Raw genomic sequence first — 16,415 nt, 5'->3', positions numbered from 1 at the left:
TTGGAGGAGTTTATAACCATGGAATCTTTCGAAGACCAGCCCTATCCGTGGAAAAAAGAGCATACTGACATTCCGGAGAATCTGTTTCCGATCAACGTTTTTCATATCTACTTTCCGGACCGGAGCATTATTCCGCCCCATTGGCATAACCATCTCGAATGGATTCTGATTACCAAAGGCAGCTTCCGGGTCCAAGTCGGCCCAAATTCCAGAGAATTAGTGAGGGGAGAGGTCGCCTTTGTCGGCCAGCCCCAGATTCATGCGGCTTATCCAACAGAGGATGGCAGTGAGCTGTATGCAATCGTCTTTAACGAAGCACTGCTTAATGGAATGAGGGATTATACTGAAATCCAGTACATCCGTCCGCTTCTGGCCGGTGAGCTTCTGCTGCCCGACTTCTATCTCATCCATGAACCGGTTACCAAGTCTATCAGGGAATGTATGGAACGCATTATTCTCAGCTATCAGAACAAAACCTTTGGCTATGAACTATGCATAAAAGGCGATCTGTTCTCCTCCCTAGGCCTCGCGTATCCATTGGCGGAATTCACCTCTCCAAACTCAAAGGCAGAGCACCGGGAGGCAGGGATTCAGCCTTTATTGATCCATCTTAGCAACCATTTCCATGAACCGCTGACGGTAGAGGAAGCTGCCCGGATCTGCTGTGTAACACCCAATTATTTCTGTCATTTATTCAAAAAAAACACCGGAAAAACGTTGATCGAATATGTAAATATGCTTCGGATACATGAAGCCTGCAGGCTGCTTCAGCTTAACCGGTACTCTATCCAGGAAGTTGCCTATAAAGTCGGCTTTTCTAACCTGACGTACTTTGGACGAATGTTCAAAAGGATCACCGCCATGACTCCTAGCGTCTACATTACGCATTTTATCTGACCATAGCGGGCTGTTTCCTTTTCAATCTTTAGGGCCTAATAAAATGGAAATAATCGAAATCAGCATAACCGCCGGACTGATGGGTCGCGTAATTGAACAGTCCAATTCTATACCCCATAAAATGATCCAGCGTGAATTTCATTTTCAGCGTCCGGCCGATTGGCTTCCACGCTGTTCCGTCCTCTGAATAGAAGAACTGTGCCTGGTCAAGGCTATCCTCGAAATTGAAGTCAATTCTGAGATACACCCGTTCACCGGTGAACACGATGCTCTCCACCGCCTCCTCGCAGCCGTCACCGCCGTTAACACACATATCGATGCTGAACTGTCCTGGCTCCCCGGCCGCGATCCTTACCGTGCCAAATCCATTCTGCAGCGCTACCATTCCTGCCCGGTCGCCAGGCTTCATTCCCGAGATCTCCAGCACTGTTTCCGCGCTGCAGGCCGGACCTTCCGTACGTTGCGTCAGCGTATTGCGTGCGAATAGGATGCTGTCTGTGAATTGACCGGTGTGGAGGCGCAGATAGCCCGGCCGCTCTGTCACAGACCACAGCCCAGGGTCAGGATTATGGTTCCATTGCCAGTTCAGGGCCAGCCGGTTGGTCTCATAATCGAACTCATCGCTGATGACCAGAGGCATCGGTTCCGCAACAGGAAGCTTTGTCTCAAAAACTCGAGGTACTGAGCCATTATTCCCAATGACCGGCCAATCGTTCTTCCAGCTCACAGGAAGCACACAGGGAATCCGCCCGACAGCATCATGATCCTGGAACAGCACAGCATACCAATCATGATCCGGGGTATCAACAATACCGCCTTGAGCCACACCATTATTATGGTAGCCCAGATCATCGTCCAGAATAATTTCCCGTTCATAGGGACCCAGAAGTTCGCGTGAACGGTAGCATATTTGACGCCTGCGCATATTTCCGGTACGCGGCCATTCAATAAAGAACAAATAGTAATAACCGTTCAGCTTGTACGCATGACAACCTTCGATCCGCAGACCAATGTCTATCCGATCGCCTTCGAACAGCAGTTGATCGGTTCCACCCGGCTTTACAGCCGTAAGATCCTCTGTCAGCTCCTTAATCCGGATATCCCCATTACCGTAGATCACATAATTGCGGTTATCATCATCCAGCAGCAGGGCCGGATCATGGTGAAGCCCCTCTATCACCGAACGTTCCCATATCCCATGTTCAATATCCCCGGTGCGGTAGATATAGAACTGGTCCATGTCATTGGATGAGAAACAAACATAGAATACCCCGTCTTTGTAACGGAGCGATGCCGCCCATGAGCCTTTTCCGTAAATACCTTTTCCGTCCAGCAGCCGGTGGGCATCGTTATCCTCAAAGGTATCGAATACATAATTTACGATTTCCCAATTCACTAGGTTAACTGATTTCATAATCGGACAGCCCGGCATGGAATGCATACTCGTGCTGACCATATAGAATATAGAGCCAACCCGGATGACGTCAACATCCGGAACATCTGCCCACATGATAGGATTGGTTATGGTAGCGGTATTCACTGTACAGCCCTCCCTGTATGAACTCTTCTACTGCGTGAACTGCCATGATACAAGCTTAAATAATGGAACCCCAGTTTTTCCGGTGAACACCAGATACAGATCGTGGATTCCTTCCGCTCCGTTAACCTCCGTCTTTAACTCTATCTGATTCTCCGGCCCATCCGTAACGGGAACAGGAACAGGCAGTTCCCCAATGAATAGACCTGCCGGGTCATCCAGATGCAGCTCAATCATACCGCTGCCCTCTAGGCTTATGACAGAAGCACTGAATGCTCCGGCACCTTTACTTCCGAAATCGACCCCGGATAATCCGATCCAGTCGCCATTGCCAATATCCGTTACAATCCGGTCTCCCACTGCCGCCTCGAATTCCGTCATTACGCCCGCACTCCATCCGATCGTCACCGCCTGTACACGTTGATACGGGCTTAAAGGTTTGATTTGCTGCACACCTTTATAGTCTGCTTCTACATCCTGAATGGAACCATCCTCGTTATGGAAAAGGCGATTGAGATGCGTCGAACGGTAGCCGTTCGCAATTCCCTGTGCTTTGGATAAGGTTTGGGCGTGATAGGCGATGTACCATTCTTCATGAAATTGGAATACCGCATGATGGTTATTTCCAGACACTCCGAAAAAATGCCCCGGGTTCTTTAATATCGTCTCACGGTATGTCCAGGGACCCATTGGGTTGTCGCTCGTCATATAGGCAATCTCACCCGCAGGAGGACTGCCTTCCGGACGTTCCCCGTCATAGAAATTCGAACAGTAGGTATAGTAGTAGACTCCGTTCCGCTTATGTATCCCGGCATCCTCGAACATGAACGGGGCAGGAATAACCTCAGCTCTGCCCACTACGCTGGTCATGTCATCCCCTAGCATCATGACCCGTGCTGTGCCAGGCTCGGCGAACTGTCCTTCCGGGACTCCGCCTCCGAAATAGATGTAGCCCTTGCCGTCATCATCCACCAGTACTGCCGGGTCGAACAGCCAGGTAACCTCTTCAACTCCAGGAGTGGACCGCAAAATAAGCGCCTCACCAATAGGGTCAACCCATGGTCCCACCGGACTGTCACTCGTCAGAACGCCGATACCGCTGGCATTGTTGGCAAAGTACAGGAAGAATTTATCCATGCCTCCGATCACCTTATGGACCGCTGCAGGCGCCCAGGACTGGGTAGCCCACTTGGCCGCTCCGTCCGGCCCTGCTACTGCAATTTCGCCGTGATCAGTCCAATTGACTAGATCACTGGAGGAGATTACCGCAATCTTACGGATACTGCTATAAGTATTTTCTTTTATCGTACCGTTCCCGTCATACTCCAGTGCATCGTGGGTCATGTACAAATAAACCCGGTCTCCAAATACCAGGGCATACGGATCGGCCCCATATCGGTTCGCAACCACAGGATTCCCGTTAGGCGGAACCTTTCCTATGGCTTGATTGAGTTGAAATGCCATTAGATATCCTCCATTTTTTGAATTTCCCGAACTTCATCAAGTATTATCATAACGAAGCAGCCAGATCGGCAAGCCGTCCGAACGAAGCTTTGGGCTGCTGGTGTTCGTCAAACAGAAATGGCCAGTTTTTACGCCCGCGAACCGGGAAACCATCCAGCCAGGTATAGTCATCAGCTACACCCCAGAACGTAACAGAATCAATGGCCTTTCTGTATTCCAGCAGAACGGCAAAAATCTCCGCATAACGTTCTTCCTGAAGCTTCAGCATCTCAACTGTTGGCGCTTTCAAATCAGCCCGTTGATCTTCAAACCGGAACATGGAGAGATCAAGCTCGGTAATGTGGATTCTAAGGCCAAGAGAAGCATATAGCTCAAGCGCACTGCGGATTTCGTCAATGGTTGGGCCATAGATGTTCCAGTGTGCCTGCATGCCTATCCCGTGAATAGGTGTATTCTGGTCAAGCAAACTGCGGACCAGCTTGAAGATCTTGTCGCGTTTGACAGGATCGGTCTCATTATAGTCGTTGTAGAACAACAAGGCGCCCGGGTCTGCCTGATGGGCTATTTCAAAAGCCTCACGGAGATAGTCCTCTCCGAGGATTTCGAGCCATTTCGTTTCCCTCAAGTATTGGTCCGACTTATCCTCAATGGCTTCATTTACTACATCCCAGGCATAAGCCTGCCCGCGGTACCGGCCCATAACAGCGTTGATATGGGTTTGCAGACGGCCGAGCAGCTGCTCTCTGGTGCACGGCTCCCCCTCTGAATTGCGGAACATCCAATCTCCTGTCTGGTTATGCCAGAGAAGTGTATGGCCCCGGACTGCGATTTGATTGGCCTTAGCGAACTCAAAAATCCGGTCGGCTGCATCAAAGGTAAAAATCCCTTCTTGCGGCTGGACTTCCTCAGGCTTCATCACGTTTTCGGCTGTAATGCTGTTGAAATGCTTAGCAATGAAAGGAGCTTGAGCAGATAATACGTCCATGCTGACCGCAGCGCCCATTTTGAACGCGTCCCGGAACACTTCATGCAATGCGGGTAACCCGCCATTTGCCTGTGTCATCTTGTATAACCTCCTAATTAGAATGTAGAACAGACAGTTAAGTCTATAATATAGCTTTTGTATGCGTTTACCATTACCAAATTAAAGAAGCATACTCATCATTTTTCAGCTCCAGCCTGGTTGCGGTAAGCGACTGGTTTTAGTGCGGTCCGCTTTTCAAACTCTCTTAAAAAATGATGGTAATGAACATAACCCACATTCTCTGCAATCTTCCTGACGGTCTCCCCCGTTTCAATTAACCGCTTCTTGGCTTGTTCGATGCGCAAATTATGAATATATTCTAGTATGCTGACACTATTCTTCTTAATAAAAGCCTGGCCCAGGTAGACCGGATTGATATAAAAGTGCCCCGCGATCTCTTTTACGGTCAAAGGCTTGGAATAATTGTCCTTCAAATAGTATTCCACCTGTATCAGCGGATGCTCGGATCCGCGTTCCTTATGCTGCTTGATATATTCCATACACGAATTCAACATATCCCTAAGGATGTCTTCCAGCGCTGCGAGCGACTTGGGCTCGGTTCTTAAAAATTCGAAAGAATCACTCCACTGCTCAACCTTCCCGCCGAACTCCTTCACCAGCTCCATACTTTTCAGCATGATATCGATGCTGGTCATCTGTACAACCTCAGGCGCAGTTCTATTCCGTTCAAACATTCTGAACATTTCCTTCAATTTGTCCCAAGCTTTCTGCTCCTGCAATCTTTCAACTGCGACCATCAGTTCCTCTGTCAGATCTGGGGAAGGAAGATGATAGCCAAGCTGGCTCTGGGCATCCATGGTTGTATCAATGGGGCCGCTTGCTTCCGAATAAAAAAGATGGCGGGCGGCAGCCCTTGCAGCCACCATATAGGATACGGGCAGCTCCCGTAGAGACTGCACACTCGGCCCGATACTCACAGACCCCTTCACGCTGCTATTACGTGACAACTCGGAATACACCCGCCCAGCCAGCTCCGCTGCCTGTGCTGAGCTCTCCACGACAAGCCCCGCCTGATCGCCGGACAAGCCAATGAACAAGGCGCCCACCGCCCCAGAGAGCTTCCTGCAGATTTCCGTGATATTGCTTTTGGGACCATTCACATGTATATAAGTCCACCCCGAAACCGCCTCGTCCAGACGATCCATTAGTTCGGCAATCTCCTCTTCCGGCTCCGCCCATTGCCCTTCAAGCATACGGGCGATCGCAACGGGAAGAAGCCGGCTCGCCAGCATGTTCTGCTGCATCTTGTGCTTGAGCCGCATTTCCAGCTCGTCCGTAATGTCAGCAATCGTCTTATCCCATTCTGCTTCAATGACAGGCTTCAGCAAATAGTGTCTCACACCATAACGGAGTGCTGTCCGTGCGTATTCAAACTCGCCGTAACCGCTGAGGACGATAAAGATAGGCTGCTCTATGTCCAAGTTGCGTACTTGCTTGATTAGCTCTAATCCATCGATGCCGGGCATGCGGATATCTGTAATTACAAGATCTGGTGAACACTCCTCCACCGTGCTTAACGCTTCTTCCCCGTTCTCACATGCGCCGCAGATTTCGAAGCCCAGCTCCTCCCAATCGGTCAACGTTCTTAATCCCTCTAATGCAATCGTTTCATCATCCGCTAAAACCACTTTAAACATGGGATTCCTCCACTTTTGGGTCTAATGCCAAGTCTATGGGGATTTGAATTGTGATAGACGTCTGTTCATACTCGGTACTCTCAATGGTAAAGCCTGCGCGGCTGTCATAATACATCATCAGGCGTCTATAGACATTTCGGAGCCCGATATTTTGTCCGGAGTCCTGGTCTGATTGCAGGTGGGACTTGATCCATTCCAGCTTCTCGTTCCCGATTCCCTTTCCGTTGTCAGTCACAACAATGATTAAAGATGCGTCGTTCATGGAAGCAGACACGTGAATCTTCCTTGCACCTTTGACCGATTGCAGACCATGCTTGCAGGAATTCTCCACCAGTGCCTGGACGCTCATTTTTGGAATCCGGAAATTCAGTACGGAAGGGTCGATATCAATGTCGTACGTGAACCGGCTCTGAAAGCGGAATTTTTCAATCTGCAGATACATTTCAATAAAAGATATTTCTTCCCCGACGGTAATCAGATCGTCCTTCCAGCTTAGCAGCCTGCGCATAATAAGGGCCAGATTCCGGATCACATCGGTGACCTCTTCATACTTGTATTTCTTGCAAATGACCAGTATGGCGTTCAGCGTATTAAAAAGGAAATGCGGGTCCACCTGACTTTCCAGATAGTTCAACTCAGCTCTTACCTGCTCAAGCTCGAGGTCCTTTTTCTGAATTTCCAGCTTGTACACATCATTAATCAGATTGCGGATTTTTTCAGTCATCAGATTAAAGCTGCGGATGAGGCCGCCGATTTCGTCCTTCCCCTCATACATGTCGATGCTCTCGAACTGTTCATATTTCACAAGCTTCATATGTCTGTAGAGCAATCTCACCCTCAGATTATAGGATCGTATAATCACAATGATCAGCAGAGTAGGTATAATTATGGTCAGCCCAGCAAAAATCAGCGATAGCCGTAGCGCACGGCTCATCTCATGATTGACCACTCTGCCTTCCGGAGTTCCGATCAGCCTCCAGCCTTTCGTATATCCCGCATTGCCCAAAGTACGGACAATCTGCTTGGACGATTGACTGTCATCCGTGTCCGTGTTTAATAAAACGTTTTTATCCATTGAATAATAGGAATGATCCGATTCCAGCACCACACGGTTCTTCTCATCCAGGAGCTTGAACTGCAAATAGTCGTGTTCCTTCTTGAACAGCTCTTGCACATTGTTCAACCTCAGATCGATTCGCAAATACTTACGGTAGGGCTGTCCGGTAAAGTTATCCAACTTGCGGATAAGGCTGACAAACACTTCCTGCTGAGGCGGATTGAGCGGGTTAGTCCCCTGATAAGAGGTTAATAGCACCTTGTCCGAGCCACTGGTTATTTTACTGTACCATTCACTCTTCTTATCGTTGTCTGACAGAATAAAGTAACTGCCGCCGTTCTGAATCGTCGGATTTGTAGTATAGACGCCCATCCAATAAATATAGGAATGCAGGTTGTTATATTGCCACATCTTATCCCTCAGAACACTGTTGTAGGCATCATAATAAGACTCGTTATCCGGATAGGTAGAATCCATGATTTCATTATAAGCCCGGTCCGCAGCTACCGTATTGCTTATCGCCACACATTCATTCACGATTTGCATAAGATCATAGACCACCCGGTCTACAGAAATCTCAAGATTCTCTCTTTCACGGGCATCCACATTACGGCTGATCTGAACATAAAAAAGGGCATTAATGCTGAGTATCGGAACAAGAACGCATAGCAAATAAATAAACAAAAATTTGTATTTGAGCGGGATATCATTGACGAAGGCGGATGGTTTCCTTGTGCCTTTCATGCTGCTCCCCTCCCCCCTGAATTAGCCCTTCTTGTACACCGAAGGCGAGACGCCATTCAGCGCTTTAAACTTGGCCGCGAACAAATCCGCATCCGAATATCCAACACGCCCCGAGATATCCGAAATGCACATATTCGTCTGTCGCAGCAGTTTCTTGGCTTTTTCAATTCGGAATTCATGAAGAAATTCATTAAAAGAGATGCCGTAACGTTTCTTGATCCGTTGTCCCAGATAGGCAGAATTCACATGTAAATGCTTCGCGATGTCCTGCAGCTTCAGCTTCTCCTGATAATGCGCCTGGACATAGTCGATCGCCGCCGTAACGAGCAGGTCCTCCTGATTGTTGTCCGCTGAAGCGAACCATTCAGCCACTTCGTGCAGATCCTCCTTCGTCTGCCGCTCAAGCAGCGGCAAGCAGCAAGCCGTTACCTGGGGTGGAAACCATTTATCCGCCCATAACGCCGATTCTCCGCCTCTGGCGTCGATTTCGCGTAGTAATTCAGCTTTGATGTTGCTCAAGAAGGCATCGATCCATGCACTTGAAGTACTATCCGCCGAGAAAATTTTAAATACATTGGTCAGCTGGGAGCTTAATTGGTCAAACTGCCCTTCGGTAACCGATTGGAGCAGCGATTTCTTCAGCCCTGCCGGAAGCAGCGCCAATACATCCTTGTCCTGCTGCTGGAAGAAACTAATCCCGCGGATGTTCAAATCCGACCGGCATAGTTCAGCCGCGAGCGCTTCATGATAGGCAGCATTCAGAAATGAGGTACCCTGATGCTCAAGGCTTGCCGAGAAAAGAACCAGACCGCTATACTCAGTCCGCATTTCATTAATCCAGCTTGCCAGCATCACCGGGTCCAGCTCCGGGCCTTGCGGCGGGGCAACCAGTAAATAGCCATGTTTATGGCTTCCAGCCATAAAAGGATACGCGGTTATATTGCGGAACGTTTCCTTGTTGCTCATGGAGTAGACTTGTCTTCGCAAGTGTGAGCTGTCGAGCGAATCACCCTGGGCCAATACACAGCATATCCGGGAGCCGGGGTGTATATCCAGCGCCTTAAGTGCCTCTTCTGCTTCTTCTGCAGTATTCTCTCGCATGAGAAGGCGGGATACGGTTTCCGCCTGTATAAAGGCGGAAATTAATTCATGCCGTGAAGCAAGCTTGCGCTCAGCGCGTATTTGTTCGGCTACAGTCTGCAGGGCCTCTGTCAATTCTCTTTCATCTAAGGGTTTGGTCAAATAATTGGATACGCCGTATTTAAGGGCTTCCTTGGCATACTCAAAGTCAGCGTAACCGCTAAAGATGATGAACTTCGGTTGGAAATCGCTCTCCGCAAATATCCTAATGAGTTCAAGGCCATCGATCACAGGCATACGTACATCGGTTATGACCAAATCAGGCCTTATGCTATGAATAAGCTGCAGCGCATCTTCACCATCCAAGGCCTCGCCACACACTTCAAAGTCCAGTCCCTCCCAGTCCACCAGGAATCGAAGCCCTTCAAGCATCAGCGGTTCATCGTCGGCAAACAGTACCTTAAGCATTGGCATCACCCTCTTTATTTCTAAATTTTGATTACGGAAAACAAAGTCTTGCTCAACAGTGAGAAACCGCTTCGGCTGTATCCGAAACGGTTTTAGTATACATATTTTCCTTATATAAATCTAAATTACAATTATTCTTTAACACTTCCCAAGTTCAATCCTACCACGAAATACTTCTGCAAGAAAGGGTATACGAACAAAATCGGCACTGCGGTAACGATAGTGATGGCTGCACGGATGGAAGCCGGTGTCACCAGGGCCTGCATCTGATTGTGCTGATTGCCTGCCAGCGCAGAAGGATCGTTGTTCGTGCTCATGGTGGAACCGAGCAGCTTCATCATTTCATATTGCAGTGTGCTCAGATTGATATCCGATGATGCGTACAGGAACGTGTCAAACCATGAGTTCCATGCGCCTACGGCGATGAATAAAGCTACGGTTGCCAGCACGGGAGTACACAGCGGGAAGATGATTTTCCAGAAGATTCTGAATTCTCCCGCCCCGTCGATTTTTGCCGACTCTGTGAGGCTGCCTGGAAGGGACCGGATATACGTCCGGAGGATAATCAGGTTGAACGCGCTGACCATGCTTGGAAGGATATAGACCATAAAGCTATGAAGCAGGCCTAAATCTTTAATAAGGAAGTAATTCGGAATCAGTCCAGCATTGAAATACATGGTCAGGATGAACAGCATACTTATTTTTTTACGGAAAATGTATTGCTTCTGCGCCAGTGTATACGCTAGCATCGTAGTCAGAAAAACGCCTAATACTGTCGAGAGCACCGTGCGGGACACGGAGATAAAAGCGGCATGATAGATCGTCCCTGTGATAAAGACGGCTCTGTAGTTCTCCAAGGTCCAGGCACGGGGCCAGAAATATACTCCCCCGGCAAGAGTGTCACTGCCGTCATTTAAAGAAACTGCCAGCGTGTGGAGGAATGGATAGAGCGTGATGGCAACCACAAAGAGCATAAATATCGTGTTGATTGTATGAAAGACAATCGGCTCAATGCGTCCTGAACTTTTCGTCACAGCTTTCATATGGGCTTCCTCCTCTATACTAATCGCTCTTCGCCGAGGCGTTTTGCGATATAATTTGCGATGAATACGAGAATGACACTGACGATGGTTTTGAAGATCCCTGCCGCCGTAGCCAGAGAATAATTCCCCATAGAGATACCATACTTCACTACAAAGATATCAATGGTTTGCGACCAGTCCACAGTAAGCCCGTTACCAAGCAAATATTGGAGTTCAAAGCCGGCATCCAGAATATGTCCGATGTTCATAATGAGCAAGATAACGAATGTGGCTTTAATCCCAGGAAGAGTGACATAGCGCATCTTCTGAAAACGCTTGGCGCCGTCTATGGACGCTGCCTCATACAGAGAAGGATCGATCGAGGTAATGGCTGCCAGATAAATGATGGTACCCCAGCCCACCTCTTTCCACACGTTCGAAGCCCCGACAATGCCCCAGAAATATTTTCCTTCACTGAGCCACATAATCGGTTCTTTAATGAAGTGAAGCTTCATTAAGATTATATTGACAATTCCGTCATCAATCGACAGCGAAGTGGCAACGATGCCCGCTGCGATAACCCAGGACAAGAAGTGCGGCAAATACGAAATAGACTGAACGATACGCTTGAAAAACTTGACTTTGATCTCATTTAGCAGTAAAGCCAAGCCGATTGCTGTAACAGTACCAAGCACAAGGTTAATAAAGCTCATGGCGATCGTGTTGCGCAGCACCATCATAAAGGTCTCATCTGAAAATAGAAATTTGAACTGCTGCAAGCCTACCCACTCTTGCTTGCCGAAGGATAGCGCCGGGCGGTAGTTCTGAAAGGCCATTATCCAGCCCCAAATGGGAGCATAGTTAAAGATAATTAAATAAATGGCAATCGGTACTGACATGAAAATAAGCTGCTTCTGCGTTTTTAGCGTCTTCCAGCTAAGACTCACACCGATTTCCGGATCGACTCTGCGTTGTCTGGTCTTCTGGGTTTTGACCGGTTTGTCCAGTACGGTATCAGACATGTAGTGTTCCCCTCCTGTAAGATCATTCTCTCCATACTATCCGTATTAATGAAGAGCGGGAAATACGATTTCCCGCTCTATTCTTTGTCTTGAAATCGACTACTTCACACTCCAGTTTTGAATACGCGACTGGATTCCTTCATTTATGCGGTCTTCATAAGCCTTGATGTCCAGCTTATGAATGTGGTCGACATAATCTTGCCAGACCCCATCAAATTCAGCCGGACTGGCCATAATGGCCTTTGGCAAATATTTGATTTGAAGGTCATTCAGCTTGGACTGCGCAAGCTTGGCTGCCGAACCGTCCTTAAGAACGATGGAGTAAGCAGGGAAGTAGATATTATTTTCTTTTGGTTCCTTGAAGAATTCGGACCATGTTTTCTTGTTATATGCTTTCAGGATTTTCTGATCAGAAGGTTTCAGACTGTCGAAGAATTCCTGCGGCTGAGTTCCGGCATCAGCTGCATTCCCGTCGCTGTAGGTACCTTGAATTTTCGGCATATAACCAAACATAGTCGTGATTTTGTTAGCCAACTGCCAGCTTGTTTGATCTGCGTTCGTCCGCTCTTCCGGCGTCCGGTAGAACGTGCCGTCTTCCTTCACTTCATAGTCTTCGCCTTTGATTCCCCATTGGAGAGTTTTCTGCCAATCTTCTGTAATCATCTGATCCAAGAATTTGATAATCCGGACAGGGTCCTTGGCATTGATCGAAATACCTAATCCGCGGTTGGTGCCGACCGCTCCGCGGTCACGATACCATTCCTCAGCGCCCGGATAGAGCAGAGGGAAGCCGATATACGTATTTTCTCTTTTGCCTTGAGAGATCAAAGAGGTTTCTCCATCCTGGAAGTTCCAGTGCTGGTCAAACATACCGATGACCTTGCCGCTTGCGATTTTGGCCAGGTACTGGTCGTAGTTTTGTACGAAAGCTTCTTTATCCATCAAACCTTGAGCGTTAATTTCATTAAGCTTCTTATAATAGGTCTTGGAAATATCCTTATCGGCAAAAATCTGCGCTTTGTTGTTGTCTACAATAACGCCCCCGTCATTCGGATGGCCCGCCAAGTGCTCAGGAGGGTTCTGAAGCGGGAATACACGCCAGTCGAAGTTGAGCGATTCAAATCCGATCATATCCGGGTGCTTTTCTTTATATTTGGCAATGATATCGAAATACTCATCCAGAGTCTTGGGAGTCGGATATCCCATCTCCTCAAGCACAGACTTTTGAAGCCAGAAGCCTGGTCCCTGGTAAGTCGGTTCGGTAATTTTACCTTGATATACACCATAGCTTGGCAAAACGTAGATATGTCCGTCGGTCTCATCCTTGATCTGATTCCAGACCGCGGCATAATGTTTTTTCAGGTTGGGAGCGTACTTTTCAATCAAATCTTCAAGCGGAATGTACGCCTTGGCATTGAGTAATTTGTCATCGCCCGACATAAGGTCCGGGTAGTCTCCTCCGGCAATCATAACCCCCAGCTTCTGCTGCAGGTCGCCCACCAGAAGCTCCGTTTTGAAGCTGACGCCGGTTTTTTCTTTAATCAGTTTGAGAATCTTGTTGTCCTCCGTAGGCGTCTGCCCGGGACTGGCCAAAAATACCGAGAATGTTGCCGGAGCATTGTCGTCTCCATTTGCCGCTGGGCTTGCTGTTGTTCCCCCCTTGGCCGTGTTGCTGTTAACATTGGCCGCGCTGTTGTTCGCGTTGTTCGAGCTACAGCCTGCCAGTGCAAGTGCAAGCGCGAATGTACCAGCTGCTAATGCCCGGGCGGAACGTTTTGCCGTTTTATGCATTTTGTTATGCCTCCCCTTTTTGGCTAGTTACTTTTTGTTTGCTATCAATCACCTGGTGACAACTTAATTATACCTTTCAAGAATGCGCTTCCAATTCATAAACTATAGTTCTTCCCCCCTAAAAATACGATAAAATGAAAACGTTTGCTGTTGATATGCATCTTAGACTTGCTAAAGGACATCCATATCAGATTACAGAAAATGGATGAAGGTGAATGCTTCAAGAAACTGTTGATTGTATAGCTGAAATGGATTTGTCCGGGGCGAAGCCCCTGCCAAGCCGAATAGGGCTGGCGTTAATACGCCAACCCCTGCCAGCACAGTTCTATTATACAAATAAAATAACAGTTCTATTATACAGACATAATAAACGTCTTCCTGTTTTCTTACCGGGTGAACGTATAGGTGCTTCCGGCTTCTCCGGTGAACGAAATACGGTCAAGACCTGGAGCTTCCAGGCAGCAAGGACCGGAAACCGTGCAAGTCACAACAACTTCCGTAACAAGACCCTCCACCCAGGCAATATCGAGGGTATATCCGCCCCGGGCCCGCAGACCCTTGACGCTTCCTTCGCTCCAGCTTTGCGGCAAAGCGGGCAGCAACTCGATTCTCTCAGTATGGCTTTGCAGCAGCATCTCGGCAATGCCCGCCGCTCCTCCAAAATTGCCGTCAATCTGGAATGGAGGATGGTTGTCAAACAGGTTGGGCAACGTAGAATGCTCCAAAAGAGCGCGGACGTTAGCGTAGGCTTTGCCCTCATCCTTCAATCTGGCCCAAAAGTTAATGATCCAGGCCCGGCTCCAGCCGGTATGGCCGCCGCCGCTGGCAAGCCTGCGTTCCAGTGTCGTCCGGGCAGCTTCAGCCAGCTCCGGCGTATGCTCCACGGTGAAGGCGTCGCCGGGATAAAGTGCAAATAAGTGGGAGATGTGCCGGTGCCCCGGCTCCACCTCTTCATAATCCTCCATCCACTCCTGAATCTGGCCATATTTCCCGATTTGCGGTTTGGGAAGACGGTTCAGAGCGGCGGAGAGCTCCTCGCGGAATGCCTCATCCCTGCCTATAATCTCCGCACTTCGGATGCAGGCTCCAAACAGCGCATCTATAATCTGAAAATCCATCGATGCCCCGGCGCAGAGCACTCCTGACTCACCGCTTGGCAGTATATAGGTGTTCTCAGGGGAGACGGACGGGCAGGTAATCAGCCGGCCTTCGGCGTCTTCCATCAAATAATCAAGCAGGAACTGGGCTGCCTCCTTCATCGTCTCATACGCCTGCGCCAGAAAATAACGATCCTGGCTGAACTGATAATGCTCCCAAAGATGCAGGCACAGCCAAGCGGCGCCAAGCGGCCAGAAGGAAGCGGGCAGATAGGTATCCTGCGGGGCCGTGTCTGCCCAGATATCCGTATTGTGATGTGCCGTGAACCCCCGGCAGCCGTACATGACCCTGGCCGTGACCTTCCCTGGCTCCCGCATCCGCTCGATCAGATCAAACAGCGGCTCATGGCATTCAGCCAGGTTGCAGATTTCCACAGGCCAGTAATTCATTTGCGCATTGATATTGATCGTGAATTTGCTGTCCCAGGCGGGGGTGAAGCTGTCATTCCAGATCCCCTGCAGATTCGCGGGCAAAGAGCCTTGGCGGCTGGAGGAAATAAGCAAATAGCGGCCATACTGGAAATAGGTCGCTATCAGCCCATTGTCCTCTTCTCCCTTCTGAAACCGCTTCAGCCGCTCGTCGGTCGGCAGCGCACGTTTATGTGAGTGCTCCGGCAGCACCAGCTCGACCCGCCCGTACAACCCACGGTAATCCGAGATATGCCGCGCCTTCAGCTCTTCATAAGGAAGCTGGCTCAGCTCGTCCAGCTGTCTTTTGGCGTAAAGCTGCGGATCGGGGTGCCGGAACGTAGTTCCTGCGGCAAGCAGCAGCGTAACCGAGTTTGCACCCTCCACAAGCAAATACTCGCCAATGGTCCGGCAGATGCCATCTTCCGTGACTGCCTTCAAGGCAGCAGCAAAAGAGCTGCCTCCCTCACCGCCGCAATCTCCGCGCATCGCCAACCCGCTGTTCTGCCATTTCTCTATTTTCTCCAGATATCTCCAGTCACGGCGGTTAAACCTCGCCTTTAAGAAAATCCCGTCCGTATGGTCGGTAGAAATTCGGATGGCAATAGCCTGATCAGGATAGCTAGCAAACATCTCGCGGGTGTACCTAGCCTCACCGATCCGGTAACTGATCCGGGATATGCCATTCTCCAAATCAAGCTCTCTTCTGTAGTCTTCAGCCGGCTGTCCGTGACCGCCAAATGACAGCAGCAGTTCTCCCAGCGGCAAATAATGCCGCTGGGCTTCGGGAAGACCCGCCATCGACATCGCAGCCAATTCCTCCGCCTCCCGAAGCCTTCCTTCCAGAATCAGCCTGCGGACTTCGGGTAAATGAGGCAGGGCATCTTCGTTATTGCGGTCTCGCGGACCGCCGTACCATACGGAATCCTCATTAAGCTGCAGCTTCTCCTCGGCTGTGCCGCCAAAAATCATAGCACCGAGCCGCCCGTTTCCAATCGGCAAAGCCTCATTCCATTCCAGCGCCGGTTGGCTGTACCACAACCGCTGCTTATGTTCCAAGCTTGTCATGATGGTTACGCTCCTTCA

General features: G+C 49.3%; 11 protein-coding genes. 1 reads left to right on the top strand and 10 read right to left on the bottom strand.

Going from position 1 to position 16,415, the window contains the following annotated elements:
- Nucleotides 1–18 precede the first annotated feature (18 nt).
- Nucleotides 19–897, top strand: coding sequence for an AraC family transcriptional regulator (locus ACTJKB_RS07830; protein WP_440833031.1), 879 nt, complete (start codon nt 19–21; stop codon nt 895–897).
- Between the two features lie 28 nt (nt 898–925).
- Here ACTJKB_RS07830 and ACTJKB_RS07825 read toward each other — a convergent pair whose 3' ends face one another.
- The 10 genes from ACTJKB_RS07825 to ACTJKB_RS07780 all read right to left on the bottom strand — a co-directional run bounded on the left by ACTJKB_RS07825 (nt 926) and on the right by ACTJKB_RS07780 (nt 16,397).
- Nucleotides 926–2,437 carry a glycoside hydrolase family 43 protein gene (locus tag ACTJKB_RS07825; protein WP_440833029.1) on the bottom strand — a complete coding sequence of 504 codons (1,512 nt, stop codon included), beginning with the start codon at nt 2,435–2,437 and terminating at the stop codon, nt 926–928.
- Between the two features lie 27 nt (nt 2,438–2,464).
- Nucleotides 2,465–3,898, bottom strand: a complete 1,434-nt coding sequence (locus tag ACTJKB_RS07820) for a glycoside hydrolase family 43 protein (protein WP_440833028.1) — start codon at nt 3,896–3,898, stop codon at nt 2,465–2,467.
- Between the two features lie 46 nt (nt 3,899–3,944).
- Nucleotides 3,945–4,961 (bottom strand): endo-1,4-beta-xylanase, encoded by a 1,017-nt coding sequence (locus ACTJKB_RS07815; protein ID WP_440833026.1) that lies wholly within the window; start codon nt 4,959–4,961, stop codon nt 3,945–3,947.
- A 98-nt stretch (nt 4,962–5,059) separates the two neighbouring features.
- Complete coding sequence (locus tag ACTJKB_RS07810; protein ID WP_440833025.1) at nt 5,060–6,580, bottom strand: response regulator transcription factor; 1,521 nt, start codon at nt 6,578–6,580, stop codon at nt 5,060–5,062.
- Nucleotides 6,573–8,381 (bottom strand): sensor histidine kinase, encoded by a 1,809-nt coding sequence (locus ACTJKB_RS07805; protein WP_440833023.1) that lies wholly within the window; start codon nt 8,379–8,381, stop codon nt 6,573–6,575. The genes ACTJKB_RS07810 and ACTJKB_RS07805 overlap by 8 nt, the downstream gene beginning before the upstream one ends.
- A gap of 21 nt (nt 8,382–8,402) precedes the next feature.
- On the bottom strand, nt 8,403–9,929 hold the full coding sequence (locus ACTJKB_RS07800; protein ID WP_440833022.1) for a response regulator transcription factor: 1,527 nt from the start codon (nt 9,927–9,929) through the stop codon (nt 8,403–8,405).
- 131 nt (nt 9,930–10,060) lie between these two features.
- Nucleotides 10,061–10,972, bottom strand: a complete 912-nt coding sequence (locus ACTJKB_RS07795) for a carbohydrate ABC transporter permease (RefSeq protein WP_440833021.1) — start codon at nt 10,970–10,972, stop codon at nt 10,061–10,063.
- Between the two features lie 14 nt (nt 10,973–10,986).
- Entirely contained in the window at nt 10,987–11,973 is a 987-nt protein-coding gene (locus ACTJKB_RS07790) for an ABC transporter permease (protein ID WP_440833019.1), read from the bottom strand.
- A gap of 99 nt (nt 11,974–12,072) precedes the next feature.
- Nucleotides 12,073–13,764 carry a sugar ABC transporter substrate-binding protein gene (locus tag ACTJKB_RS07785; RefSeq protein WP_440833018.1) on the bottom strand — a complete coding sequence of 564 codons (1,692 nt, stop codon included), beginning with the start codon at nt 13,762–13,764 and terminating at the stop codon, nt 12,073–12,075.
- Between the two features lie 386 nt (nt 13,765–14,150).
- On the bottom strand, nt 14,151–16,397 hold the full coding sequence (locus ACTJKB_RS07780; protein WP_440833017.1) for a glycoside hydrolase family 95 protein: 2,247 nt from the start codon (nt 16,395–16,397) through the stop codon (nt 14,151–14,153).
- Nucleotides 16,398–16,415 lie beyond the last annotated feature (18 nt).

It is taken from the genome of Paenibacillus sp. 22594 (genome assembly GCF_052044425.1).
In the GTDB taxonomy this organism is placed as follows: Bacteria; Bacillota; Bacilli; order Paenibacillales; family Paenibacillaceae; genus Paenibacillus_AQ.
The sequence above is the reverse complement of the archived record's forward strand: the minus strand, read 5'-3'. Positions and strand labels throughout refer to the sequence as shown.

Bases quoted from the DNA above. Each gene is read 5' to 3' on its own strand.
- ACTJKB_RS07830 (WP_440833031.1), top strand. From the start codon at position 19: ATGGAATCTTTCGAAGACCAGCCCTATCCGTGGAAAAAAGAGCATACT.
- ACTJKB_RS07820 (WP_440833028.1), bottom strand. From the start codon at position 3,898: ATGGCATTTCAACTCAATCAAGCCATAGGAAAGGTTCCGCCTAACGGG.
- ACTJKB_RS07815 (WP_440833026.1), bottom strand. From the start codon at position 4,961: ATGACACAGGCAAATGGCGGGTTACCCGCATTGCATGAAGTGTTCCGG.
- ACTJKB_RS07810 (WP_440833025.1), bottom strand. From the start codon at position 6,580: ATGTTTAAAGTGGTTTTAGCGGATGATGAAACGATTGCATTAGAGGGA.
- ACTJKB_RS07805 (WP_440833023.1), bottom strand. From the start codon at position 8,381: ATGAAAGGCACAAGGAAACCATCCGCCTTCGTCAATGATATCCCGCTC.
- ACTJKB_RS07800 (WP_440833022.1), bottom strand. From the start codon at position 9,929: ATGCTTAAGGTACTGTTTGCCGACGATGAACCGCTGATGCTTGAAGGG.
- ACTJKB_RS07795 (WP_440833021.1), bottom strand. From the start codon at position 10,972: ATGAAAGCTGTGACGAAAAGTTCAGGACGCATTGAGCCGATTGTCTTT.
- ACTJKB_RS07790 (WP_440833019.1), bottom strand. From the start codon at position 11,973: ATGTCTGATACCGTACTGGACAAACCGGTCAAAACCCAGAAGACCAGA.
- ACTJKB_RS07785 (WP_440833018.1), bottom strand. From the start codon at position 13,764: ATGCATAAAACGGCAAAACGTTCCGCCCGGGCATTAGCAGCTGGTACA.
- ACTJKB_RS07780 (WP_440833017.1), bottom strand. From the start codon at position 16,397: ATGACAAGCTTGGAACATAAGCAGCGGTTGTGGTACAGCCAACCGGCG.